Genomic DNA, 24,809 nt, shown 5'->3' on the forward strand with positions numbered 1-24,809 from the left:
TCTATTTACCTCCCTCCTCTTAATTTCCCTTTAATATTTCTTAATTTATTTAAATATATTCCGTATATAATACTTAACATTATAAATCTACTTCTAATAATATATATATATAATTGGTAAACTTTAGTTTCTGACGAAAATGAATTAATATATTTTCTAACGTATTTAATAGACAAAATTTTCTTTGTATTTAATATAGAAGCTTTTATACCTATTGATTTTATATTTATACATTGTTGTTCGATTAAATTCAATACATTATCTTGGATTCTCCTTGTAATTATCTCATGTATCTGATTTTCATCTAACTCCACTGATTTAAATATCTCCTCAATTCTCTTACAAACCAATATATAATTTTGCATATAATGTATTGAAATATTTGTACTTATACTATATTGATTTAACCTATTGTAATTATATAAATAGACTTCTATATACTTGAACCTTTTACAGTGAGATGCGTATTGCAATACAAAAACTAAGTCCTCACACATAAATATCTCTTCATCCATCTTTAAGTTGGATTTAGAAATTATCTCCCTTTTGTATATTTTCCCCCATAACACCCCCCCAGTTCCCTTACAAACCATCTCCATGAAGGAATTTACAGAAATACTACTTTCAAAATTAAAATCTGAACAATTCAACACACCATATTTAGAAATATCTTTATAGCCACAACAAACTAAATCAGAATTGGAATTAATCATTTCATTTAATAAATACATAACATAATTTTCATCAACAGTATCATCCGAATCAAGAAAAATTACATACTCTCCTGTTGCATTTAAAATCCCTTTATTTCGAGCTTTAGAGGGACCACTATTATTTTGATAGTAATATGTTATTCTATTATCTATTTCTCTATATACATTAATTATCGTTTCACTTTCATCACTTGATCCATCATTTATAATTAGTATTTCAATATTTCTATACGTTTGTCGAATTATACTCTCTAAACATTTAGAAATGAATTTTTCAGAATTATAAACTGGTACTATAATACTTACCTTCGCTTCCACATCCTCCTCTCCCTTCTGAATTAGCTTAATCTATGTAATCTCTCACATATTTACACCAAATAACCAGATGCTTTTTATGCCACTTATAACTATTTGTGTTATTGATTAAAAATCTCATATAATTTTTCAATTTCACTACTATTTCCATAGTCTACCTGCATCGTATTACTAATTAACCTCGTTTTCAATTCCGTATCCTCAATTAACATTTTTATTCCCTCGACTATTCCTTCTACTCCCATTGGAGTTATCCATCCATCAAAGCTATGACAAAGCTGCCCTTTCGCTGTAGGAAAATTTGTTATTACTACTGCTTTCCCTAGAATTTGCGCTTCTCTCACCGTCACTGCTTTCCCTTCGTATCTCGATGGTTGACAATAAATATCACAACTTAAAATATACGGATATGGATTGATTTTTTTACCTAACAATACAAACCTTTCAGCCATCTCGTTCTCTTTTATTAATTGTTTTATATATGTTTCCTCTCCCCCATACCCTACAACATACCACTTCACATCATATCCTAATTCAACCAACTTTTTACAAGCCAATACCGCCTGATCAAAACCTTTCGCATTGCTTAATCGCCCAACTGAACAAATCTTTATAACTCCAGCACTATCCATCTCATTCTCCACACTTTTTTTTGATTGATTTATTACAAAGTTAGGAGATAAAATATTTTCAATAACAATTGCTTTTTGCTTAAGAGTAGGAAATACCTTCAAAAAAGATTCTTGACATTCCTTAGATACATTAACAATGTAATTGAGCTTATTCCACATTTTTTCATCTAATGACTTATCTGGGTTCACTACTGTAAAATAGTCTGTATGATTCCAGCCTATTTTTATATCTGCATTTACTTTTTCAAGAATAAAATCATGTGGGCCCAAAAAACTTATTGCTACATCATACTCTTTTTTCAATTTAGGTAATACTGGAAGTGAATAGCGCCATGTATATTGCATCTGCTTGTATGTCCCTTGCTCTATATTCTGCCCCTTATTCTTAATTTTCGCCTTTAATTTAGCAAGAATCCTCATAGTTCCTAAATACATATGACCTTCTTTAATGATATTTTTTATAGGCCTTTCAAACGTTGTATACTGTTTTATTACTGGTAATACATTGACTTCTTTAGGAATAAAATTAATAAAATCCCCTTCTTGCCTATATAAAAATAAATCAATATCATAATTTTTATAGTCCAATGTTTCTAACAATCCTATTAAACTTCTTTCTACACCACCTATATTTAATGAATACATACTTATTAATATTTTTTTTCGCACTTACATCCCCTACCCTAAATCAATATCTACTTAAAAATTGAATTTCTTATATGGTGTGCAATACGAAATGGCAATCTAGTATATAATAAAGCAATAACCTTTTCCACTTTCCCCCTTCTATCTTTCCATAAATCAGTACCCTTCCAAGGGGTCATATCTAAATAGCTCTTATACAGCGATGTTAATGGATGTTTACACCCTTCTATCCAAGGTCTATTTACAAATGCAGGAGTATAATGAATAAACACAGGATTTTTTACTGCTTCATCTATTTCAATCTCGTTATAATAATTCTCTAGCTCATAATAACTCATGATTTCTTTCCTATTCATAGTGAAAAAAGGAGTCATTGCATTGAACTTTGGATGAAGATATAAAACCTTATCTTTTAACACACCATTAATAGTTCCTTGATCATGGTGGAATACGTTACCATTTTTCTTCTTTATGAATTCCATAAATTTTTTTTCAATATTTTCTTCTCTCCACTTCTTAAGATTTATTAAGAGCATACCAGCGTTTATATATCTATCACTTTTATCCATATCTATTCTTAATTTAGTTTGATTACTAACCGTATCACAAACACCTGCCACAAAATATTCCGTAATATCAATATTCCATAAATCACTTAAACTACTATTGATTATTGAATCACAGTCTAGATAGATAATTTTATCCACCTCTTCTTGAATGATACTTGCTAAAAATAATCTAGCATACGAATTTATTGCAATTGAATCATCAATATTAAGTTTCAATCGATCTAACAAAACATTAAAATTTATGTATTGAATAGTTTTGTTATATTTTTTACAAACTGAGTTTAATTTTTTTTTATTATATGATGAAAGATTATTTTCAATAAGAAAAATATTAATGTTATTAAAATGCTGATTATTCTGCAACAGCGATAGCAACGATACCCCTACATGCTGCGCATAATTATCATCACTTGAATACACAACATTTAAATTCATAATTAGCCCTCCATTATTTAGAAAAGACTTTCCTTACTTTCGAAATATTATCTCCACCTATTATTTTAGACAAAATAACTTTTAAATTTACCTTCATTCTTACATTCAGCGGCAACCAACTTTTATAAAAATAATGCATTGCATACGTATCTTTAGTAATAAATTTTCTACAATTAATATAATCATATGGAGAAAAATATGTTTGAGGATAAAAAACTCCTGCCCCTTTTATTTCTTGATATTCTCCATTTAGCTTTAATTCTAAATTCTGTAGAATTTCTGTTACAATTGCTACATTTGTCAAATCATCATACGTTCCATCTTGTTTTATAAACTTTTTATCTGTATAAGAATCTAAAAACACTTTAATAAGCTGATTTCCTTTTCTTGCACCTATCGTACTAGTAGCTATATAATTTTCTTGTTCGAATCCCCAAAAAGAATGGTGATGTAATAAATCATCAAAAGATTTAAACACTTCGACATCAGTATCTAAATAAATTCCACCATAGTAATACAACACATGAACTCTTACATAATCACTTACAAATGCATATTTCCCCTTTTCATAGGCTTCCCTAGTATATATATTACAATTAATATCGAAATTATTTTCATTCCACTCTATTATTTCAAACTCTGGTAAATGCTTCTTCCAGCTATTTATACATTTTTCTACTATACTAGGCTTTTCTTTTCCTCCAAACCAGCAATAATGTATTTTACGAGGAATCTTCTCCCGTATATTTTCCAAATTACTCCCTCCACTCACTTAATCCCCTTTTAACATTAGCTCAAAAATAATTACTCTTATAAATAACTCCCAAAGTAATAATATGTTCATAAACAAAATAAATAAAATAGCATAACAAGATGCTATAATAAATTAATTTTCGATCCTTTTTTGTAAATAACTTTATTACCCATGCAATTAATATCAGTTGATATAATCCGAAATAAATAGAAAATCTTGCAAAAATCCAATTTTGTGTTGAAATAAACATAAATACCGTGCCAAGCAAAGCCATATTTACGATAACATCACATTCAGGAAAAATCTCTCTCAGTCTATCCTTACCAATATACGCCAGAATAAGCGGTGTCGAATCCACAGCAACCCTTAGTATATTGGCACCACCTTCATGAAATTCTTTATATTGACTATATTGAGTGTCTTCTATTGCTTTAAATAAAACCTCTGTAAATTGATTGAATCCTATAACTATAAGTACTGCTAAAAAAAGAAGTAAAAAAGTTACCCCTGACCACGCTCTCCTTCTTATTAAAAAATACACAGGAATAAGCACTAGTGCACTTTGATGAAAAGTTGAAGCAAAAAGTACAATTAATGCATACATTTTCCAGTTACCATCAAAAATATATTTTGTTGCTGCAAAAACAATAGCTGCAGCCAAATACTGCCTTATTCCATTCATGGAGACTAAATACATCCCAGATGTTATGTATACATATAGACTTATCTCAATTAATCTTGAATATTTATATAAAGTTAATACAATTAATAAATTTGTTATTAGTGCTGTAATAAAAACCATAGCTTGAGGATCATTAGTGTATCCCTTTAAAATCATTTGAAAAATATTGAATCCCATGTCCTTATTATTTTGGATATATTCCCAATTGAATTCAGCCACCTTATATGCATGCATATAAAAATAAGTATCCCCAATATTATTTCGAAGACCAGATACCAATACAAGGGATAAAACGGCTATCAAAATTAGAAACTGATTCGGTTTTATCAATGTAGTCCCCGTAGTCACAGGCACAGTAAAATATCTTGCAAAAAATGCGAGTATGAATACGATAAAAAGATTCATCCAAAGTATAGTCATTATTATGTCCTCTCATTTACTTACTAAGTAAATCCCTATATATTTACTTCCATTCTTGTTTTCATTGTAATGTAACTATAAAGAATAACTCCAAGTGGTAATGCGCAAATCGTAAGACCTTTGCATGGCGACTCTTGCATAAATCTTTTATTTTTCGCTATAAAACTACTAGATACATAATGTACAGCTTGCCTATACTTGAATACTCGATTAGTAAATGGCAATTTCATAAGTTCCTTGCGATAAAAAGCAAAACCTCTTGGATTTTTACGATATTGATTTAGCATATTCATTGATGAACCGTCAGGCATGTATTCAACATAGCAAAGAGGTTCGTTCATCAGTAACATCTCATACTGCTGATCTAACATATAATATTTATATGCTAATCCAACATATTTTTCATTTTTAAAAATTGGGTATGGATATTTCTTAGTCAATTCTGTGCGATAGACCAATTTTTTATCACCTGTGACACCATGTTTATTGTAAAGATTAAACAACGTGGAATATTTAAGGTTTTCTGGTAACTCCGAGCCAATTATTTGTCCATCTATATACAAATCTAGTCCGATTATCCCACTAACTTCATCACTTCCATAGCTATTCCAAAAAGAAATTATTTTCTCTACGGCATCATCTGGCATATAATCATCAGAATCAATACAAACATTTAACTCCGTTTCAATTAACCCATATGCTGTATTATGAGCACCATGCATCCCTTGATTTGGTTGCCAATGATACCTTATTTTTATATGTCCCTCGAAAATCCAATTATTCACCAACTCTTTCGTGTGATCACTAGATCCATCATCTATAATGAGCCATACAAAGTTCTTGCATGTTTGACGTTTTAAACTCTCATAACAATTTTGAAGACAATATGCTCTATTATAAGTAGGGGTGAAAATTGTTAAATTTTCCAAATTACTCACCTCGAAAGTACGGAATAAAAACCTTGGGTTAATTCTGCCGTATGCTTTATATCGTATCCTTTTTCTAATAATAATTGAGCTGATATATTCCTCGAGCAATTACTAGTTTCTAGTCTTTTCATTTTTTCTATCCATGCCAATTTATCCGTTAGAGGAAAATGTTCAACTAAATTCATTCCCAAATCCACTTCCTTCGTAATAGCATCCGATATGATACAAGGTAAACCAACCCCTTGCGCCTCTACAAGTGTGACCGGTAATCCCTCATGAATAGACGGAAAAACAAATACATCAAATGCTTGAAGTATCCTTTCTATATCACTTCGTACCCCCAGAAACCTTATGTGATTCTCCATGTTCAAATCTTTCACCTTTTTTTCCATTTCCAAACGAAGCGGCCCTTCTCCAGCTAATAAAAGTATTGAATTTGGCCGAAATTGAGTTAACTGAGCAAATAAATCTATAAGATAGGTATGATTTTTTTGATAAGCGAATCTTCCGACATGACCTATAACAAAAGCTTCCTGTTCAATTTGTAATTCCTTTCTTACTTGTTTTCTTATTTCAGGACGGAACAAAAATCTATCACAATCAATCCCATTTTTTAAGATTTTGGCTGTATCAGCTTTATCTGCAAATAACCATCTCGCAGCTGCATTTGAGCATGCTAACAAATGCGTTGCACATGTACCTATAGATTTTCCTGCATACCATTTATAGATTTTTGCAGTAGCACCACCTTCACTACTAGTATTGTGACTATGCGCAATCCTAACTGGTACCCTTGCTTTTTTAGCTGAACGAAGTACAAATCCACTCATTTTATCCATGTGTGAATGTACAATTCTATATTCTTGATGAGAGGTGAAAAAATTATCCAGTGCTTTTATATATCCTCTATGTCCAACGTTTGTGATATATGGAATTCTATGAATTTCCCCACCTAACTTTACTATTTCTTCATCAAACACTCCTTCTTTACATGTTAAAAAATCAAATTGAACTTTGGAACGATCTATATTGCGATATAAATTCATAATTAAAGTTTCCGCTCCGCCTCTATTCATATTTACGACTACATGTAATACTCTTAATGGAGTGCCCAATTTAAATCCTCCATTTCCCCCATAAATGTTGTATAAATTTCTTTTTTCTCTTTTAACACTTCATTTACTGAATATTGATTTTTAATAATAGTACATCCATACTGCCCCATCTGAGCTAATACTTTAGGATTTATAGAAATACCCTTTATCCTGTCAGCCATTGCTTTTATATCATCACGATCTACAATCCAACCATTTTTATTGTTAATAATCAATTCCCTATGTCCCCGGTTATCAGTAGCTACAACCGGAAGTCCACAAGCCATGGCTTCCATAATATTAACTGGCAAACCTTCCCTGTAACTAGATGCAACCGCAAGATCACACATCTGTAGTAAGGAAGCTATATCATTTCTGTAACCGAGAAAATGAACCATGTTAGTCACTCCTAGTTGAGTAGCTATTTTTTTGCACTCTTCCATTAACGGTCCTTCGCCAGCAAGCAAAAGCTTCGCATGTGGCATTTCATTTTTCAATTGTGCTAATACATGGATTAAAAAGCTTTGATTTTTATTCTTATTAAATTCAGCAGCAGAAAACATTAAAAAATCTTGTGGATTATAGCCAAATTGTAGTTTTAATTCTTGCTTTTCAGTTTCAGTTACAGGGGCAAATCGCTTTATATCTACCCCTACACCATGAACGAATTTAATATCTTTCGCTTGAAAACGATGTTTAACTGCTAAATTGTAATCTTCTTGATTAATTGTTATAAGACAATCCGTATTAGTTGCTAAACTTCTTTCAATTGGATAATATAGAAGCCAATTTATGAATGGTTCTCCTTTACAAAAATGAAATCCATGTGCTGTATATACGACTTTCGTTCCTTGCTGCCTGGCTTTCTGAGCAGCTAAACGAGCAATTACTCCTCCCATAGGCGTATGACAATGAATGATATGATATTTATTTTGATCAATAATTGATTTTAGTTTTTTATATGCGTGGATGTTTTGTATACTAAGAGGTGACCTTTGAATAGGAATATTATATTTTCGAGTTACGTACGGAAGATGTATATTCCCATTCGCTGCAACATGTACTTCCCATCCTTGTTCTGAAAACCATTTCAAATACGGTAAATGAAAAGCCTTAAAATGATAATCTACAGTTGCACAAAACAGAACTTTTTTAGACACCATCCCACGCACCCGTCTTATATAAATTTTTTCTATTGACCTGATACAGGTATTAACAGTTTTAAAGTTTTACGCTGATTTACTAACTTTAACAATCGTTTTCTTAATTCTACTTCGTTTAAATCTGTATAACTTGAAATAAACTCTTCAATTTCTTCTATACGAACATTCATTTCTTGTCCTACGTAAATCCTCGGATGAATTTGCTTTTCATTCATTTCATCTTCTTTTAGTAATTCTTCAAAAAGTTTCTCCCCTGGGCGTATACCAGTAAATTCTATTCCTATTTCATCCACAGAATTTCCTGATAATCGAATAAGATTTTTGGCAAGGTCGACTATTTTCACTGGTTCTCCCATATCCAATACAAAAATCTCTCCACCTTTAGCTAAAGCACCAGCTTGCACTACGAGTCTTGATGCTTCCGGGATTGTCATAAAATACCGAACCATATCAGGATGAGTAACTGTAACTGGTCCACCATTTTGAATTTGCTTCTTAAATAAAGGTATAACACTCCCTCTACTTCCTAAGACATTCCCAAAGCGTACAGTAACAAACTTTGTATGACTTATTTTATCTTTATGTTGAATTACCATCTCAGCTAATTTCTTTGTTGCTCCCATAACACTCGTCGGGTTCACAGCTTTATCAGAGGAAATCATAACAAACGTTCCTACTCCATGTGCTCTCGCTGCCTCTGATACATTCATAGTTCCAATCAAATTATTTTTAACAGCCTCTTCAGGATTATTCTCCATTAGTGGTACATGTTTATGTGCAGCTGCATGATATACAACATTTGGAAGATGTTTATTCATTATTGAATTCATCTTTTTTTCATCTTGTATATCTGCGATTTCAGGAATAAACGTGCCTTTCATATCTCCATATTTTCTGTTTAATTCCATTTCTATAGAATAAATACTGTTCTCCCCATGCCCTAGTAAAATCAACCTTTTCGGCCTAAATTTTGCAATTTGTCTACAAATTTCCGAACCAATCGAACCTCCTGCACCAGTAACTAAAATAACCTTGTCAGTTATATAATCTGAAATAATATCCACATCAAGTTCTACAGGATCACGCCCTAATAAATCCTCTACTTGAACATCCCTGAATTCGTTCACCGATACTTTACCCGTTACTAAGTCTTCTAACATCGGAAGAATTTGAGTTTTCACTTCTGTTTTTAAACATCTTTTCAAAATAACATTTTGCTCTCTTTTGTTTAATGAAGGAATTGCTAAAATTATTATTTCAATATTCAGTTTTTTAACAGCATACTCAATTTGATTCTTACCACCAATTACTGGAATACCCCAAATATCAAGGTTATGTTTTTTTACATTATCATCAATAAATGCGACTGGCATTAATTCGGCAGCACTATTCTTTAACAACTGCCTTGCAACCATTGTCCCAGCAGATCCCGCACCAACAATTAACGTTCTTTTTTTATCACCCTTTTTTACATAATAAATATCTCTGTACATTCTCCATATAAAACGTGAACCACCAATTAATAAAATATGAATCATCCAAGTTACAACTAACAGCCGAAAATACATTTTTTGCATGATTAGTTGCTGCACAACCGCTGTAGCAATTATAGAAAATGTAACAACTTTGCATATAATGAGTAATTCTCCTATACTTGCATATTCCCAAGCTTTATTATACAACTTATATATTAAAGCAAATAAATGATGACTGACTAGTAGAGTGATAGAGCTAATAATTGATGATAAAGTGATAACACTAAAGCTAGCATTTACAAAGAAATAACTAAAGAAAATAGCACTTAACACAATCATTGAATCCATTAAAAGCAATAACGATATCCTCCGCCGATACGTCATGTAACTTCCTCCTTTAATCAATTCCATACTTAACTCTTTCAAATTTAAAGTTTCTAACTATATTCTCTTTATTAAAAACACATAGTTAGAAACTTTAATAAAATAGGGGCATCTAACCCTCCCTCACATTACACTCTTGATGACTCGCATCTAAGGTTGTTTTCACAACCCACAGCATAATCGAGTGCCTCCGTTGATAGCGGTAAGGAGACATCACCACATCGTATCCCTTTAAAAAATTCTTTATAAAGAACATCCTGATATAAGGATATTAAATTCATTTTTCTAAAGTACATTTATGTTATTTATACTTTTCCATTCAAAATCGCACCTAATATCCTACTTTTCGTAAAACTTAACGCCCTTTTCGTTTCAAGCGCATCTTCATTCACAGTATGATTATAACGTATCACCAATAATACACCTTCACACTTATCAGCCAATACACTTGTATCTGTTACTTCTAGTACAGGAGAAGAATCAAATAATATAATATCGTATCGTTCCAGCGCCTTTTGAATTAACATATCCATTGCATCTGAACTAAGCACTTCAGATGGATTAAATGGTACTGGTCCGCTAGTTAATACATCCAGACTTTCCATCTCTGTTTTTTTCACGGCGCCCTCTAAAGTTGTTTTTCCGTTCAATATATCAATTAATCCAATTGTATTTTCTACTCCAAACATTTCATGAATCGTTGGTGTTCGTAAATTTGCATCTATTACCAATACTTTTTCACCTTTTTGTGCTATTGAGACTGCTAAATTAACTGTAATCGTTGATTTTCCTTCACCATACCTCGGAGAAGTAATAACTATAGTTCTGCTTTTATGAATAGATGAAGATAATTGAAGGTTTGTTCGAAGCGAACGATACTGCTCCGAAATTTTCGATCTTGGAGCGGTATGTACAATTATACTTTCTCCTTTAACTTTATTTGTTTTTCGTCTATTTTTGTAAGCCACTCCGTTCCCTCCCCCAATAATACCGTATTTTTTTTACTGAATTTGTCTTTCACATTTTTTCTATTCATTTTAGATATTCCGCCCAAAACAGGGACATCTAACAATTGTTCAATTCGCCGTTCCGATTTGATTCTCTCATCAAGTGAATCCAATAAAAAAATGAATCCAATACTGAGCACCATACCTATAGAGAATGCAATTAGTATCGTCTTAAGGTGATTTATATTTATAGGCATAGAATGTTTTTGAACTGGGTCTTCTGGTAATATACTCACATTATTAAAATTCAGTATATTCGCTACTTCTTTCTTATAAACAGCGGCTGTAGTATTTGCAATTTTATGAGCAAGCACAGGATCTATATCCACTACATTTATTCTCATAATCTGGGACCCTTGCACACTTTCTGTACTTATTTGTCCACTTAATGCACCTGCAGATCTGTTAATATTCAATTCAGCAGCCACTTTTTCTAATATTACAGGCTCATTTACCATCGCTTTCAATGTATTCATCGTTTCAGCATTAGCTTGAACAATAACTCTTGCTGAAGAGGCATATAATGGTGTTTTTACATATATAGTATACATCGCTCCTGCTACTGTTGTGAGAGTTGTAAATAATAGAATGATCCAAATTCTTTTCCGTATAATAGTAAATAGATTTTTCAAATTTATTTCCTTATCCATAACTTCCCTCCTCATTTAAAACCAATGAGCTTCAACTTGAAATTGGCATCGAAAACTTAAGAAAAAACAATATTTTCATTCTTTTTAATATACAAACATTTCTAGTTAATGCCATTTTAGTTCTTTATACAGAACGAGTCAACACAAATTATTTTCACTAAATTACTTCCTGATGACACTAAAAAAAATGCGACAATATTCGCGTTTTTTCACTGTAGATAAATGACGAAAAAGCCCTAATACCGTAGTATTAGGGCTTTTTTCTCTCTTAGTATAGAGACATATATTGGTCGCGTTCCCATTGGTGAACTTGCGTGCGGAAAATATCCCACTCAATTTCTTTTGCTTCAATGAAGTGCTCAAGTAAATGATCACCTAATGCGCCACATACGATTTCATTAGATTGTAAAGTAACTAACGCTTGCGCTAATGTTGCTGGTAAGTCAACGATACCTGCTTCTTCACGCTCTTCTTTTGTCATTACGTAGATGTTACGGTCTACTGCAGCTGGTGGAGTTAATTTATTTTTAATTCCATCAAGACCTGCTGCTAATAATGTAGCCATTACTAAATATGGGTTCGCAGCTGGGTCAACACTACGTACTTCTACGCGTGTACTAATACCACGAGATGCAGGAATACGCACTAATGGACTACGGTTTTGTGCAGACCATGCTACGTAACATGGAGCTTCATATCCAGGTACTAAACGCTTGTAAGAGTTTACAGTTGGGTTTGCTACCGCTGTAAATGCTGGCGCATGTTTTAAAATACCTGCGATGAAGTGACGAGCATCATCACTTAATTGTAAATCACCGTTTTGATCGAAGAATACGTTCTCACCATTTTTAAATAGTGATAAGTTACAGTGCATACCTGAACCGTTCACACCGTATAATGGTTTCGGCATAAATGTTGCGTGTAAACCATGTTTACGAGCAATCGTTCTTACAACAAGCTTGAATGTTTGAATGTCATCACATGAGCGAATTGCATTTGCATATTTAAAGTCAATTTCATGTTGACCTGGCGCAACCTCATGGTGAGATGCTTCAATTTCAAAGCCCATTTCTTCAAGTTCAAGAACGATATCACGACGACAGTTTTCCCCTAGATCCATCGGCGCAAGGTCGAAGTATCCACCGTTATCGTTCAATTCCAGTGTTGGATTTCCTTTTTCATCAACTTTAAATAGGAAGAATTCTGGCTCTGGTCCAAGATTGAAATCTGAGAATCCTAATGCTTCCATTTCTTTTAACACACGCTTTAAGTTGTTACGTGGGTCGCCATCAAATGGAGTACCATCAGCATTGTAAATATCACAGATTAAACGAGCTACTTTACCTTTTTCAGCTGTCCAAGGGAAAATTACCCAAGTATCTAAATCCGGATATAAATACATATCAGATTCTTCAATACGTACGAAACCTTCAATAGAAGATCCATCAAACATCATTTTGTTATCAAGAGCTTTTGTTAATTGGCTCACTGGAATTTCTACGTTTTTAATTACCCCTAAAAGGTCCGTAAATTGCAGACGGATATACTTTACATTCTCTTCTTTCGCCAAACGGAAAATATCTTCTTTTGTGTACCTAGCCATTATAAATTCCTCCTTAGTCCCTCTAAACACCTTCAGAATCAGTTATCTTTAGTGAAAAAACCTTGAAATGTCACCTTGTCGCAATGAGGTCCGATTAAATCTACCTGTATGTTGTAGTTCATCTCGAAGAATTTTGCGAAGCTCGGATTTTGAAATTTCTTTCGTTTCTTCTTTTACTTTCACTGCTTCTGTTTGATTTTCTTTCATTTGCAATACTTGTTTAATTCCGGCCATATTTAAGCCTTGATCTAACAAATCTTTAATTTCCAACAATTTATCTACATCGTTAAATGAAAATAATCTACGATTCCCTTTTGTACGGGTTGGAAAAATAAGATTATGCTCTTCATAGTAGCGAATTTGACGTGCAGATAATTGTGTTAAATCCATTACAATACCAATTGGAAACAGCGGAGCAGAACGTCTATCTTCTTTCATTGTTTCAGTTCCTCCTTCGCCTTAACTGTTTCTCATTTTACACCATGTTATGTTTAGTGTCAATAGATGTTAGCTTTTCTTACATGATTTTTTTGTGAATTTTTTCATTTTTTTCTAATGGCACAAATCATTACTTTCACACGAAAAAAGCTGCCGAAATCGACAGCTTTCCTTTAAGAAATTGTTAATAGTTTTTTTTCAATTAACGCATCAATCGCAGAACAAATCGCAATCTTTACATGCGAATAAGTTAACCCACCTTGCACGTAAGCAACATAAGGCGGACGAATCGGACCATCAGCCGACAGCTCAATACTTGCACCTTGAATAAACGTCCCCGCAGCCATAATTACATCATCTTCATAACCCGGCATATAGTTTGCATATGGAGTGAAATGAGAATTAATTGGAGATGCATATTGAATCGCTTGACAGAACGCAATCATACGATCTTTATCATCAAATTGAACAGACTGAATTAAATCTGTTCTTGGTGCATTCCAAGCTGGTGATGTATTCATCCCTAACTTTCCTAAAAATGCAGCTGTAAAAATCGCACCTTTTAGCGCTTGTCCCGCTACATGCGGCGCTAAGAAGAAACCTTGATACATTTCTTGCAAACTGTATAAAGATGCCCCTGCTTCCGCACCGATTCCTGGAGATGTTAGACGATATGCACACGCTTCAACATACTGCTCTTTACCAACAATGTAACCACCAGTTTTAACAATTCCACCGCCAGGATTCTTAATAAGAGAGCCTGCCATTAAGTCCGCACCAACATGACATGGCTCTTCTTCTTCAATAAATTCGCCATAGCAGTTATCTACAAATACAACAACATCAGGTTTAATCTCTTTCACAAACGCAATCATCTCTTTAATTTGTGAAACAGTAAACGACGGACGAGTAGCATATCCTTTTGAACGCTGAATACCAATCATCTTCGTATTACTATGGATCGCAGCTGCAACAGCTTCAAAGTCCACAAATCCCTCTTCAGTTAACGGAACTGCGTTATAACCAATATTATATTCTTTAAATGAGCCTACACCTTTTCCGCGTACACCAACGATTTCTTCTAACGTATCATATGGTTTTCCTGTTATGTATAGCAGTTCATCTCCTGGACGTAAAATACCGAATAGAGCTGTCGAAATTGCGTGAGTACCTGAAATAATTTGCGGACGAACAAGACCCGCTTCTGCCCCAAATACATCAGCATACACTTTTTCTAACGTGTCACGACCAATATCATCATAACCATAACCTGTCGTCGGAATAAAATGCGAATCGCTAATTTTGTGTTTACGAAAACTTTCTAATACACGAAATTGGTTACTCTCAATCACTTCATCCACATGTTTATGTACTTCTATAATTTGACTTTCTACTTCTTTTACGATTGGAGCAATTTTTTCTCCATTTTTCAAACGATCAAACATTATTTTCTCCTTCTTCCACTAAAAATCTCTTTAATTGCCCCTTAAGCGATGAATGAGCAAATATATACCCTGTACAATCATATACAAATTTATCTTCTAGAAACTCCATTTTAGTTAATATTGTTTCTGTCTTTAAAAGCGTTAATAACCTACCTTCACTCGGAGGGATTTCCACTTGATAATCATCCATTTCTTCCTTCATCTTCGTTTCTAGCGCTTCTTTTATACGCAATAAATCACTTTCTTCAAAAGCACTAGTCATTAAGAAATCACTTTTCGGAAATGGAATGAAGTTTTGATGCAATTTATCTTTTTTATTATATAACGTAATAATAGGAATACGATTAATTTCAAGGTCCGACAATAATTGTTTTACTGTCTGCTCATGCCCTACATAATTAGAATCTGCAGAATCAACAACATGTAAAATAACATCCGCTTCCCCAGCTTCTTCTAACGTAGATCGAAAAGCAGCAATTAGTGACGTAGGTAAATCTTGTATAAAACCAACCGTATCAGTCAAAAGCACTGTATAACCAGAAGGTAACGGCATCTTTCTTGTCGTCGGATCTAGCGTTGCAAACAATAAGTTTTCTTCAAACGTATCAGCTTCCGTTAATCTATTAAACAACGTAGATTTCCCTGCATTTGTATACCCAATTAACGCAACTTGAAACACTTTATTATCTTTTCTTCTCTCACGATATCTCTTTCGATGCTCCACAACAACCGCAAGTTGTCTCTTTATTTCATCAATACGAGATCGAATATGACGACGATCTGTCTCAAGCTTCGTCTCTCCTGGTCCCCTTGTACCAATTCCACCACCAAGACGCGATAAAGCAAGACCTTGTCCCATAAGGCGCGGCATTGTATATTGCAATTGAGCTAATTCTACTTGAAGCTTACCCTCTCTCGATTTCGCACGTTGCGCAAAAATATCTAGTATTAACTGCGTTCGGTCAATCACTCTCGCATCTAATACTGAAGATAAATTCCGAATTTGACTTGGTGTTAACTCATTATTAAAAACAATAACAGCTGGTTCTAATTCTTCCGTCAACGCTGCAAGCTCTTCTAGTTTACCTTTTCCTATATAAGTCGCCGGATGAAACTTCGGGCGCTTTTGCGTCGTTGATACTAACACTTCCGCTCGCGCAGTTTTCGCTAGCGATGCAAGCTCTTTCATGGAATGCATAAATTTTTCATCATCATCTTGTGGCAATTGACAGCCAACTAATATGATTTTTTCTTTTTCTTCCATCAAATATGTTCACTCATCCTTTTCGAAATTTAAACCTTCTAATATAATAGCAGAGGAAGCACATTTCATCTAGTTAGCGGGGGAGAAAATTCATGGCATGGGAGATTTTTAGCATCATAGGCACAATCGCTTTCGCACTAAGCGGAGCCATTGTTGCAATGGAAGAGGATTATGATATTTTCGGGGTATATATTTTAGGAATGGCAACCGCATTTGGGGGAGGTGCCCTTCGTAATTTATTAATCGGTTATCCAATCGTCGCGTTTTGGCAACAAGACATGTTATTCCAAATCGCACTATTATCAATGACGATCATTTTTCTTTTTCCTAATAAATTAATTAAGCATTGGAAAAAGTGGGAAAACATCACAGATGCCATCGGCTTATCAGCGTTCGCCGTACAAGGAGCTCTATACGCCCAAAAATTAAATTTACCAATTAGCGCTACAATTGTAGCTGCTGTTTTAACTGGCATTGGCGGCGGTATTATTCGTGATCTTTTAGCACGTAGAAAACCTCTCGTCCTTCGAGCTGATGTATATGCGTTTTGGACGATTTTAGCCGGTTTTTTGATTGGCGCTAAAGTCATCGTTAGCGATTGGGCTCTATACACCTTATTCATTTTAATTGTTTGCTTCCGCATGGTTTCTATTCATTACAAATGGCATTTACCGCATAGACGCATCGATACAAAGGAGCGCTCAATGCATAAATAGCAATCTAACCTCTTTACATATCGTAAAGAGGTTTTTCTTTTCTAACGAGTTTTTCTTTACATAATGTTTATACTAATTTTTAAAGCGAGGTGAATGCAAATGACAAACCATGTTAATAAAGGAGCTCAAAAAAGCTCAGTAAACCAATTTGGACATGATCCAAATTCAGCGCACGAAAAGAGCGCTAAAATGGAACGTCTTCATAAAACTCACCAAGAAAAAGCAAAAAAAGAGTAAACGAACTTATGCATAAAAACAGACGCACAGTTTACGTACTGTGCGTCTCCTCTTCAAGCATTAAATCCATACTTGATATCCCAATTAAATCATATTTATCATACGTATCCTCTTGTAACAATCGCATAGCTTGTGTACGAATCGATTTTTCAACAATATTCCGTACGTATCGCCCATTACTAAACGATGTAATTTGCGACGAATACTTTACCGCATGTAAATGATCTCGAAATTTCCACTCCGCTTCTTTAGATAACTGATATTCACGCTCCTCATACATTCTCTTTCCAATTTCCAACAGCTGATTTACCGAGTAATCCGCAAATTCAATAATAAATGGAAAACGAGATTGTAACCCTGGATTTAATGAAAGAAAATGATTCATCTCTCTTGAATATCCAGCTAAAATTAATACAAAACCGTGCTGCTTATCTTCCATATGCTTCACAAGTGTATCAATAGCTTCCTTCCCAAAATCCTTCTCTCCCCCCCGCGCTAAAGAATACGCCTCATCAATAAACAAAATACCTCCCATGGCCTTTTTTATTAAATCTCTCGTCTTTTGCGCTGTATGACCGATATACTCCCCCACAAGATCAGCACGTTCTGCTTCAACTAAATGCCCCTTCGATAAAATATTCATCTCAAACAACAATTTCCCTATCATTCTAGCAACGGTTGTCTTCCCAGTACCGGGATTCCCCCTAAATAACATGTGAAGCACTTGCTTCTCAGATTTCAACCCCATCTCTTGTCTTTTTTTATTTACATAAATCCAAGCATAAATTTCTTTTATTATCTTTTTTATTTCATCCATCCCAACAAGCTTTCCCATCTCTTCTTCAATTCTCTGCAACATCTCATGTTTAGTAGTGGTTTCACTTGAAATTACCGTTTTATTTTCTGATGCCGGTAACGAAATTTTCTTTCGATGGTTTAATACAATATTAATTTGATTGTTATTTTTCTTACGCATCGATTGTTCCATACAATCACCTCATTTTATCCACTCACCAAATATTATTATTCCAGTCCCTCTTGCAAATGCCTATTTTCAGAAAAGTTTGCTATAATATAAGAAATAATCAAGGTGGTGGGACTATGGAAACAACGGAATTCCATGATACAATACAAGCCTTTTCTATTTTTTTATTGAATAAAGGCCGAAAGTCTTCAACCATTAAACGTTATGTTTATGACATTGAAGATTTTGGACATTGGTTAGAAAAAAACAAAAAGCTCCCTTCCAGTAATATATGGGCAACACTTTGTACAAAAGACTATGAAGATTACTTTTCAGACTTAAAAAAGAATCGACACTACTCTGAGAAAACAATGCATCGTGTATTTATTGTATTAAATAGAATGCATCATTTTCTTAACATTCCAAATCCATTGAATGATATGGAAATTACTATTCAACCAAACCGTGCATTGCGTAATGAAGATTTCATTTCATCCGATGAAGAAAAAAGATTAAAGCATATAGTCACTTCATTAGAAGGACTTTCAGAAAAACAACGTCCCGTTCGTCCATTATTAATGGATCGTAATATTGCCATTTTAAATATATTAATCGACTACGGACTATCCTTACAAGAGCTTACAGCATTAACTATGCATCACGTTCATTTTGAAACTAATACACTTTCTATTCCAGCAACCGCAGGAGTAGAAAGAACAATCACATTAGCAATCGAAGACAAAAAACAACTGTACACATATTATAAAAGTATTCCAGAACCAGTTCGTCCTAAATACCATAGTAATGACCCGTTGTTTGTTGCATTCGATTTTAACCGCGGAACATACAGATGGGTATACGAAAACGATGCACCAAAAGCACTAACAGAAATCGCTATCCAAAAAATGATCCGACTTGAAGTAGCAAGAGCCAATTTACGTAAAGGCATTTCTGGACAACATTTCCGGAACACGTTTATTTTACGCCTAATAAAAAAACAAACCCCAGAGCCAGAAATCATAAAATTAGTTGGCTTCAAATCAAAAATTTCACTAAAGCGATATTATCAATATGCTGAAAATAAAAAAAACGCCCTATAATAAGGCGTTTTTTTATTTTTTTCTCGAAACACTCAATTTCACTATGACCATTTAGCTATCCCCTGCATCTACTATGATGAGTTTCGTTCACATTCTTATTAGAAAGGAGAGATTTAATGTCTCGCTTTAACGACAATCAAAATAAATACTCCAATCCCTGCTTTCCAACTAGCGCTGGACGAATTCCAACTACCCCAACGATTCCAATTACTAAAGCGCAAATTAGAACATTCCGTGCAATCATTAACGATTTAATAAAAATAATCCCTAAACTTTTCGCCAATCCATCTCCCAAAAACATTGAGAATCTAATAGATACATTGCACCTACTAAGCAAATTCATCTGTTCACTAGACACTACTTCCGCTCTGAAAGCACAAGGATTAGCCATCATTAAAAACTTAATAACTATATTAAAAAATCCAACCTTCGTAGCAAGTGCTGTATTTGTTGAACTTCAAATTTTAATTAATTATTTACTTTACATTACAAAGTTATTCCGAATTGATCCTTGTACACTCCAAGAACTCCTTAAATTAATTGCAGAGTTACAAACTACTCTAGTTAATTCAGCTTCGTTCGGCAGAGGACCTACTGGACCTACTGGACCTAGAGGTAACACGGGCGCTACTGGTGCGACCGGACCTAGAGGTAACACAGGTGCTACTGGTGCGACCGGACCTAGAGGTAACACGGGCGCTACTGGTGCGACCGGACCTAGAGGTAACACGGGCGCTACTGGTGCGACCGGACCTAGAGGTAACACGGGCGCTACTGGTGCGACCGGACCTAGAGGTAACACAGGTGCTACTGGTGCGACCGGACCTAGAGGTAACACGGGCGCTACTGGTGCGACCGGACCTAGAGGTAACACGGGCGCTACTGGTGCGACCGGACCTAGAGGTAACACGGGCGCTACTGGTGCGACCGGACCTAGAGGTAACACGGGCGCTACTGGTGCGACCGGACCTAGAGGTAACACGGGCGCTACCGGTGCGACCGGACCTAGAGGTAACACGGGCGCTACTGGTGCGACCGGACCTAGAGGTAACACAGGTGCTACTGGTGCGACCGGACCTAGAGGTAACACGGGCGCTACTGGTGCGACCGGACCTAGAGGTAACACAGGTGCTACTGGTGCGACCGGATCTAGAGGTAACACGGGCGCTACTGGTGCGACCGGACCTAGAGGTAACACGGGCGCTACTGGTGCGACCGGACCTAGAGGTAACACGGGCGCTACTGGTGCGACCGGACCTAGAGGTAACACAGGTGCTACCGGTGCGACCGGACCTAGAGGTAACACGGGCGCTACTGGTTCCACTGGACCTCAAGGCGTTCAAGGTAACACGGGTGCTACTGGTGCTACTGGACCTCAAGGTGTTCAAGGTAACACTGGTGCTACTGGTTCCACTGGACCTCAAGGTGTTCAAGGTAACACTGGTGCTACTGGACCTCAAGGTGCTCAAGGTAACACTGGTGCTACTGGACCTCAAGGCGTTCAAGGTAACACAGGTGCTACCGGTTCCACTGGACCTCAAGGCGTTCAAGGTAACACTGGTGCTACTGGTTCCACTGGACCTCAAGGCGCGCAAGGTAACACGGGTGCTACCGGTTCCACTGGACCTCAAGGCGTTCAAGGTAACACAGGTGCTACTGGACCTCAAGGCGTTCAAGGTAACACGGGCGCTACTGGTTCCACTGGACCTCAAGGTGCGCAAGGTAACACAGGTGCCACTGGACCTCAAGGTGCGCAAGGTAACACGGGTGCTACTGGACCTCAAGGTGCTCAAGGTAACACAGGCGCTACTGGTTCCACTGGACCTCAAGGTGCGCAAGGTAACACGGGCGCTACTGGTTCCACTGGACCTCAAGGTGCGCAAGGTAACACAGGTGCCACTGGACCTCAAGGTGCTCAAGGTAATACAGGCGCCACTGGACCTCAAGGTGTTCAAGGTAACACAGGTGCTACTGGACCTCAAGGTGCTCAAGGTAACACGGGTGCTACTGGACCTCAAGGCGTTCAAGGTAACACAGGTGCTACCGGTTCCACTGGACCTCAAGGCGTTCAAGGTAACACGGGCGCTACTGGTTCCACTGGACCTCAAGGTGCTCAAGGCGTTCAAGGTAACACAGGTGCTACTGGTTCCACTGGACCTCAAGGTGCGCAAGGTAACACGGGTGCTACTGGACCTCAAGGCGTTCAAGGTAACACAGGCGCTACTGGTTCCACTGGACCTCAAGGTGCTCAAGGTAACACGGGTGCTACTGGACCTCAAGGCGTTCAAGGTAACACAGGTGCTACCGGTTCCACTGGACCTCAAGGTGCTCAAGGTAACACGGGCGCTACTGGTTCCACTGGACCTCAAGGTGCGCAAGGTAACACGGGTGCTACTGGACCTCAAGGCGTTCAAGGTAACACAGGTGCTACTGGACCTCAAGGTGCGCAAGGTAACACAGGTGCTACTGGTTCCACTGGACCTCAAGGTGCGCAAGGTAACACAGGCGCTACTGGTTCCACTGGACCTCAAGGTGTTCAAGGTAACACGGGTGCTACCGGACCTCAAGGTGTTCAAGGTAACACAGGTGCTACTGGTATAGGAGTTACCGGACCTACTGGACCTTCTGGTGGGCCTCCTGGACCTCAAGGTAACACAGGTGCTACTGGACCTCAAGGTGCTCAAGGTAACACGGGCGCTACTGGTTCCACTGGACCTCAAGGTGCTCAAGGTAACACAGGTGCTACTGGTTCCACTGGACCTCAAGGTGCGCAAGGTAACACAGGCGCTACTGGTTCCACTGGACCTCAAGGTGCGCAAGGTAACACAGGTGCCACTGGACCTCAAGGTATTCAAGGTAACACGGGCGCTACCGGTGCCACTGGACCTCAAGGTGCGCAAGGTAACACGGGCGCTACCGGTGCCACTGGACCTCAAGGTGTTCAAGGTAACACGGGTGCTACCGGACCTCAAGGTGTTCAAGGACCAACGGGTGCTACTGGTATAGGAGTTACCGGACCTACTGGACCTAGCTTCCCAGTAGCAACAATCGTTGTAACAAACAACATCCAACAAACAGTACTCCAATTTAATAACTTTATTTTTAGTACTGCAATTAACGTAAACAATATTATCTTTAACGGCACAAATACAGTTACTGTTATTAACGCTGGTATTTATGTAATTAGCGTATCTATTTCTACAACTGCGCCAGGATGCGCTCCACTTGGAGTAGGAATTTCAATTAATGGAGCTGTTGCTACTGACAACTTCTCTTCAAATCTAATAGGCGACTCACTTTCATTTACTACAATCGAAACATTAGCTGCTGGAGCAAACATTTCTGTCCAATCTACTCTTAACGAGATTACGATCCCTGCAACAGGAAACACTAACATTCGTCTTACTGTATTTAGAATCGCTTAAATTTCACTATTTATTGTTTATGACAAATAAAAAAAAGAGCGAGAAACTCGCTCTTTTTTTGTTATGTACAATAATTCATTACTACTCTAATTCAATTGAAACATTTTTTTGTGGTACAAATGTAGAAATTGCATGTTTATAAATAAGCTGTTGCTTACCTTCTGTTTCCAGCAGGACTGTAAAATTATCAAATCCTTTAATTAATCCACGAAGCTGGAAACCATTTAATAAGTACAGCGTAACGAACGTATTCTCTTTACGGAGTTGATTTAAAAACTGATCTTGAATATTGATTGATTGCTTCATGTCGAATCCTCCTCTTTTTCTCTACTTACCTATTATTCGACTTTAGTTGTAGCTTTCCTTCTATGTATCGTAAAATTTCTGACGTTTTTTCACCATCAGTAACATCGAACCACGTGACATCCATCTTATTACGGAACCACGTTAATTGACGTTTTGCATAACGGCGTGAATTCGTCTTTAATTGTGATACCGCTTCTTCTAAAGATACACGATTCTCAAAATAATCATATATCTCTTTATAACCAATCGCTTGAATAGATTGACAATCTCGCACTCCTCTTTCATGTAAACCTTTTACTTCTTCTAATAAACCTTGTTCAATCATTAGGTTAACACGTAAGTTAATGCGATCGTATAGCATTTCTCGATCCATTGTCAAGCCAATTAATGAAACATCGTACAGTAACTCATTTTCTTGTTTTTCGAGCTGGTTACTCATTTTTTCACCCGTCGTGTGAAAAATTTCTAACGCCCGAATAACACGCCTTACATTATTGGCATGAATACGCTCCGCACTTTCTGGATCTACTTCTTGTAACTTTTTATGTACATATTCCACACCGTGTTCTAATGCTAACTTTTCCATCTGTTCTCGGTATGTAGCGTCCCCAGCCTCATCTGTAAACTGGTAATCGAATAGAACAGATTGTATATAAAGACCGGTTCCACCAACAATAATTGGTAATTTCCCGCGCTCTGTAATTTCTCGAATGCACTTACGGACACGTTCTTGAAATTCCGCCACAGAAAATGAATCTTCCGGATCTTTTATATCAATCATATAATGCGGAATTCCGTCCATCTCATCTATCGTCACCTTTGCAGTCCCGATATCCATCGTACGATAAATTTGCATGGAATCACCACTAATAATCTCACCATTCAACGCTTTTGCAAGATCGATACTTAATTTCGTCTTTCCGACAGCAGTTGGCCCAATGATGACAGCAACTTTTTCACGTTGCACTTCTCCCATATCATTCAACTCTCTTTATGTAATATACTCCATCTATTGATTATACCCAATCTTACCAATTTTAACGGCATGATTGCAAGTTCTTTGAATCCAGTACATGAAATTACACAAAAAAAAGAGCATAGCTTGTCCAATTCTGCATATACATGATTAAAAATAGCTCGGAGAGGGTGCAATGACTATGAAACAAGCGACTATCGATTTTCCATTATTAATAAAAGACCTTATTTTAGCTACTGCTACAAAAGAACAAAATTGTTCACAAGAAGAATTATACTTCGCACTAAATTGTTTACTACGTTCCTTTCATACTACTCTTCAAGAAACAACGTTACATCCAGAAAATAAAAATACAGAGTATATGCAAACTCAATTTTGCACCGCGTATAAAATTATTACAGGTAAAACAATTTACCCTTTTCAATAATTCTTATATAAAAAAAGCGGCCGCTTAGACATTTTTAAGCA

23 protein-coding genes are annotated in these 24,809 nt (G+C 36.2%); 5 read left to right on the forward strand and 18 right to left on the reverse strand.

What is annotated here, in order from left to right; genetic code table 11:
- Positions 1 to 5: 5 nt before the first annotated feature.
- The 15 genes from NSQ69_RS18125 to hflX form a co-directional block, all read right to left on the reverse strand.
- Positions 6 to 1,031: a glycosyltransferase family 2 protein gene (locus NSQ69_RS18125; RefSeq protein WP_002167795.1), complete on the reverse strand. Its 1,026-nt coding sequence runs from the start codon at positions 1,029 to 1,031 to the stop codon at positions 6 to 8.
- A 98-nt stretch (positions 1,032 to 1,129) separates the two neighbouring features.
- Positions 1,130 to 2,305, reverse strand: a complete 1,176-nt coding sequence (locus NSQ69_RS18130; protein WP_033713429.1) for a glycosyltransferase — start codon at positions 2,303 to 2,305, stop codon at positions 1,130 to 1,132.
- 50 nt (positions 2,306 to 2,355) lie between these two features.
- On the reverse strand, positions 2,356 to 3,309 hold the full coding sequence (locus NSQ69_RS18135; RefSeq protein WP_002167793.1) for a glycosyltransferase family 8 protein: 954 nt from the start codon (positions 3,307 to 3,309) through the stop codon (positions 2,356 to 2,358).
- A 13-nt stretch (positions 3,310 to 3,322) separates the two neighbouring features.
- The gene (locus NSQ69_RS18140; protein ID WP_144513407.1) at positions 3,323 to 4,063 is read right to left on the reverse strand and encodes a glycosyltransferase family 32 protein; all 741 of its coding nucleotides are present in this window, start codon (positions 4,061 to 4,063) and stop codon (positions 3,323 to 3,325) included.
- A 40-nt stretch (positions 4,064 to 4,103) separates the two neighbouring features.
- The gene (locus NSQ69_RS18145) at positions 4,104 to 5,165 is read right to left on the reverse strand and encodes an EpsG family protein (RefSeq protein WP_002167791.1); all 1,062 of its coding nucleotides are present in this window, start codon (positions 5,163 to 5,165) and stop codon (positions 4,104 to 4,106) included.
- A gap of 35 nt (positions 5,166 to 5,200) precedes the next feature.
- A complete protein-coding gene (locus NSQ69_RS18150; protein ID WP_002014465.1) occupies positions 5,201 to 6,094 on the reverse strand; it encodes a glycosyltransferase family 2 protein in 894 nt (297 codons plus the stop codon).
- A 5-nt stretch (positions 6,095 to 6,099) separates the two neighbouring features.
- On the reverse strand, positions 6,100 to 7,209 hold the full coding sequence (locus NSQ69_RS18155) for a glycosyltransferase family 1 protein (protein ID WP_341099589.1): 1,110 nt from the start codon (positions 7,207 to 7,209) through the stop codon (positions 6,100 to 6,102).
- On the reverse strand, positions 7,194 to 8,351 hold the full coding sequence (locus NSQ69_RS18160; protein WP_341099590.1) for a glycosyltransferase family 4 protein: 1,158 nt from the start codon (positions 8,349 to 8,351) through the stop codon (positions 7,194 to 7,196). Before NSQ69_RS18160 ends, NSQ69_RS18155 begins: the two co-directional genes overlap by 16 nt.
- Before the next feature lie 29 nt (positions 8,352 to 8,380).
- Positions 8,381 to 10,210 carry a polysaccharide biosynthesis protein gene (locus tag NSQ69_RS18165; RefSeq protein WP_002167788.1) on the reverse strand — a complete coding sequence of 610 codons (1,830 nt, stop codon included), beginning with the start codon at positions 10,208 to 10,210 and terminating at the stop codon, positions 8,381 to 8,383.
- 305 nt (positions 10,211 to 10,515) lie between these two features.
- Positions 10,516 to 11,178, reverse strand: coding sequence for a CpsD/CapB family tyrosine-protein kinase (locus NSQ69_RS18170; protein ID WP_002128609.1), 663 nt, complete (start codon positions 11,176 to 11,178; stop codon positions 10,516 to 10,518).
- Entirely contained in the window at positions 11,127 to 11,867 is a 741-nt protein-coding gene (locus tag NSQ69_RS18175) for a YveK family protein (RefSeq protein WP_002167787.1), read from the reverse strand. The genes NSQ69_RS18170 and NSQ69_RS18175 overlap by 52 nt, the downstream gene beginning before the upstream one ends.
- 268 nt (positions 11,868 to 12,135) lie before the next feature.
- Positions 12,136 to 13,470 (reverse strand): type I glutamate--ammonia ligase, encoded by a 1,335-nt coding sequence (gene glnA, locus NSQ69_RS18180; RefSeq protein WP_002014472.1) that lies wholly within the window; start codon positions 13,468 to 13,470, stop codon positions 12,136 to 12,138.
- A 48-nt stretch (positions 13,471 to 13,518) separates the two neighbouring features.
- Entirely contained in the window at positions 13,519 to 13,908 is a 390-nt protein-coding gene (gene glnR, locus NSQ69_RS18185; RefSeq protein WP_002014475.1) for a transcriptional repressor GlnR, read from the reverse strand.
- A gap of 173 nt (positions 13,909 to 14,081) precedes the next feature.
- Positions 14,082 to 15,353, reverse strand: coding sequence for a methionine gamma-lyase family protein (locus NSQ69_RS18190; RefSeq protein WP_002128611.1), 1,272 nt, complete (start codon positions 15,351 to 15,353; stop codon positions 14,082 to 14,084).
- Positions 15,346 to 16,617, reverse strand: coding sequence for a GTPase HflX (hflX, locus tag NSQ69_RS18195; RefSeq protein ID WP_341099591.1), 1,272 nt, complete (start codon positions 16,615 to 16,617; stop codon positions 15,346 to 15,348). Before hflX ends, NSQ69_RS18190 begins: the two co-directional genes overlap by 8 nt.
- A gap of 92 nt (positions 16,618 to 16,709) precedes the next feature.
- On the opposite strand from hflX, the gene NSQ69_RS18200 reads away from it, so the two are divergent.
- Both NSQ69_RS18200 and NSQ69_RS18205 read left to right on the forward strand, forming a co-directional pair.
- Positions 16,710 to 17,333 (forward strand): trimeric intracellular cation channel family protein, encoded by a 624-nt coding sequence (locus NSQ69_RS18200; RefSeq protein ID WP_002014478.1) that lies wholly within the window; start codon positions 16,710 to 16,712, stop codon positions 17,331 to 17,333.
- A gap of 99 nt (positions 17,334 to 17,432) precedes the next feature.
- A complete protein-coding gene (locus NSQ69_RS18205) occupies positions 17,433 to 17,570 on the forward strand; it encodes a hypothetical protein (RefSeq protein WP_002087943.1) in 138 nt (45 codons plus the stop codon).
- Positions 17,571 to 17,601: 31 nt separating this feature from the next.
- Here NSQ69_RS18205 and spoVK read toward each other — a convergent pair whose 3' ends face one another.
- The gene (gene spoVK / locus NSQ69_RS18210) at positions 17,602 to 18,558 is read right to left on the reverse strand and encodes a stage V sporulation protein K (RefSeq protein ID WP_002014481.1); all 957 of its coding nucleotides are present in this window, start codon (positions 18,556 to 18,558) and stop codon (positions 17,602 to 17,604) included.
- A gap of 113 nt (positions 18,559 to 18,671) precedes the next feature.
- On the opposite strand from spoVK, the gene NSQ69_RS18215 reads away from it, so the two are divergent.
- Positions 18,672 to 19,634: a tyrosine-type recombinase/integrase gene (locus NSQ69_RS18215; protein WP_078422192.1), complete on the forward strand. Its 963-nt coding sequence runs from the start codon at positions 18,672 to 18,674 to the stop codon at positions 19,632 to 19,634.
- A 116-nt stretch (positions 19,635 to 19,750) separates the two neighbouring features.
- Positions 19,751 to 23,059: a Gly-Xaa-Xaa repeat protein gene (locus NSQ69_RS18220; protein ID WP_341099592.1), complete on the forward strand. Its 3,309-nt coding sequence runs from the start codon at positions 19,751 to 19,753 to the stop codon at positions 23,057 to 23,059.
- Between the two features lie 81 nt (positions 23,060 to 23,140).
- Here NSQ69_RS18220 and hfq read toward each other — a convergent pair whose 3' ends face one another.
- Positions 23,141 to 23,365: an RNA chaperone Hfq gene (gene hfq / locus NSQ69_RS18225; protein ID WP_000813896.1), complete on the reverse strand. Its 225-nt coding sequence runs from the start codon at positions 23,363 to 23,365 to the stop codon at positions 23,141 to 23,143.
- Positions 23,366 to 23,390: 25 nt separating this feature from the next.
- Positions 23,391 to 24,341 (reverse strand): tRNA (adenosine(37)-N6)-dimethylallyltransferase MiaA, encoded by a 951-nt coding sequence (miaA, locus tag NSQ69_RS18230; protein ID WP_016120658.1) that lies wholly within the window; start codon positions 24,339 to 24,341, stop codon positions 23,391 to 23,393.
- A 181-nt stretch (positions 24,342 to 24,522) separates the two neighbouring features.
- On the opposite strand from miaA, the gene NSQ69_RS18235 reads away from it, so the two are divergent.
- On the forward strand, positions 24,523 to 24,768 hold the full coding sequence (locus tag NSQ69_RS18235) for a hypothetical protein (protein ID WP_341099886.1): 246 nt from the start codon (positions 24,523 to 24,525) through the stop codon (positions 24,766 to 24,768).
- The last annotated feature ends 41 nt before the right edge of the window (positions 24,769 to 24,809 follow it).

The sequence above is a fragment of the Bacillus sp. FSL R10-2201 genome (assembly GCF_038008665.1).
GTDB lineage: Bacteria > Bacillota > Bacilli > Bacillales > Bacillaceae_G > Bacillus_A > Bacillus_A mycoides.

Excerpts from the sequence above, each read along its gene's own strand:
- NSQ69_RS18130 (WP_033713429.1), bottom strand. The coding sequence starts at position 2,305 with ATGTATTCATTAAATATAGGTGGTGTAGAAAGAAGTTTAATAGGATTG.
- NSQ69_RS18135 (WP_002167793.1), bottom strand. The coding sequence starts at position 3,309 with ATGAATTTAAATGTTGTGTATTCAAGTGATGATAATTATGCGCAGCAT.
- NSQ69_RS18145 (WP_002167791.1), bottom strand. The coding sequence starts at position 5,165 with ATGACTATACTTTGGATGAATCTTTTTATCGTATTCATACTCGCATTT.
- NSQ69_RS18160 (WP_341099590.1), bottom strand. The coding sequence starts at position 8,351 with ATGGTGTCTAAAAAAGTTCTGTTTTGTGCAACTGTAGATTATCATTTT.
- NSQ69_RS18165 (WP_002167788.1), bottom strand. The coding sequence starts at position 10,210 with ATGACGTATCGGCGGAGGATATCGTTATTGCTTTTAATGGATTCAATG.
- NSQ69_RS18175 (WP_002167787.1), bottom strand. The coding sequence starts at position 11,867 with ATGGATAAGGAAATAAATTTGAAAAATCTATTTACTATTATACGGAAA.
- glnA (WP_002014472.1), bottom strand. The coding sequence starts at position 13,470 with ATGGCTAGGTACACAAAAGAAGATATTTTCCGTTTGGCGAAAGAAGAG.
- glnR (WP_002014475.1), bottom strand. The coding sequence starts at position 13,908 with ATGAAAGAAGATAGACGTTCTGCTCCGCTGTTTCCAATTGGTATTGTA.
- NSQ69_RS18190 (WP_002128611.1), bottom strand. The coding sequence starts at position 15,353 with ATGTTTGATCGTTTGAAAAATGGAGAAAAAATTGCTCCAATCGTAAAA.
- hflX (WP_341099591.1), bottom strand. The coding sequence starts at position 16,617 with ATGGAAGAAAAAGAAAAAATCATATTAGTTGGCTGTCAATTGCCACAA.
- NSQ69_RS18200 (WP_002014478.1), top strand. The coding sequence starts at position 16,710 with ATGGCATGGGAGATTTTTAGCATCATAGGCACAATCGCTTTCGCACTA.
- NSQ69_RS18205 (WP_002087943.1), top strand. The coding sequence starts at position 17,433 with ATGACAAACCATGTTAATAAAGGAGCTCAAAAAAGCTCAGTAAACCAA.
- spoVK (WP_002014481.1), bottom strand. The coding sequence starts at position 18,558 with ATGGAACAATCGATGCGTAAGAAAAATAACAATCAAATTAATATTGTA.
- NSQ69_RS18215 (WP_078422192.1), top strand. The coding sequence starts at position 18,672 with ATGGAAACAACGGAATTCCATGATACAATACAAGCCTTTTCTATTTTT.
- NSQ69_RS18220 (WP_341099592.1), top strand. The coding sequence starts at position 19,751 with ATGTCTCGCTTTAACGACAATCAAAATAAATACTCCAATCCCTGCTTT.
- hfq (WP_000813896.1), bottom strand. The coding sequence starts at position 23,365 with ATGAAGCAATCAATCAATATTCAAGATCAGTTTTTAAATCAACTCCGT.
- miaA (WP_016120658.1), bottom strand. The coding sequence starts at position 24,341 with ATGGGAGAAGTGCAACGTGAAAAAGTTGCTGTCATCATTGGGCCAACT.
- NSQ69_RS18235 (WP_341099886.1), top strand. The coding sequence starts at position 24,523 with ATGAAACAAGCGACTATCGATTTTCCATTATTAATAAAAGACCTTATT.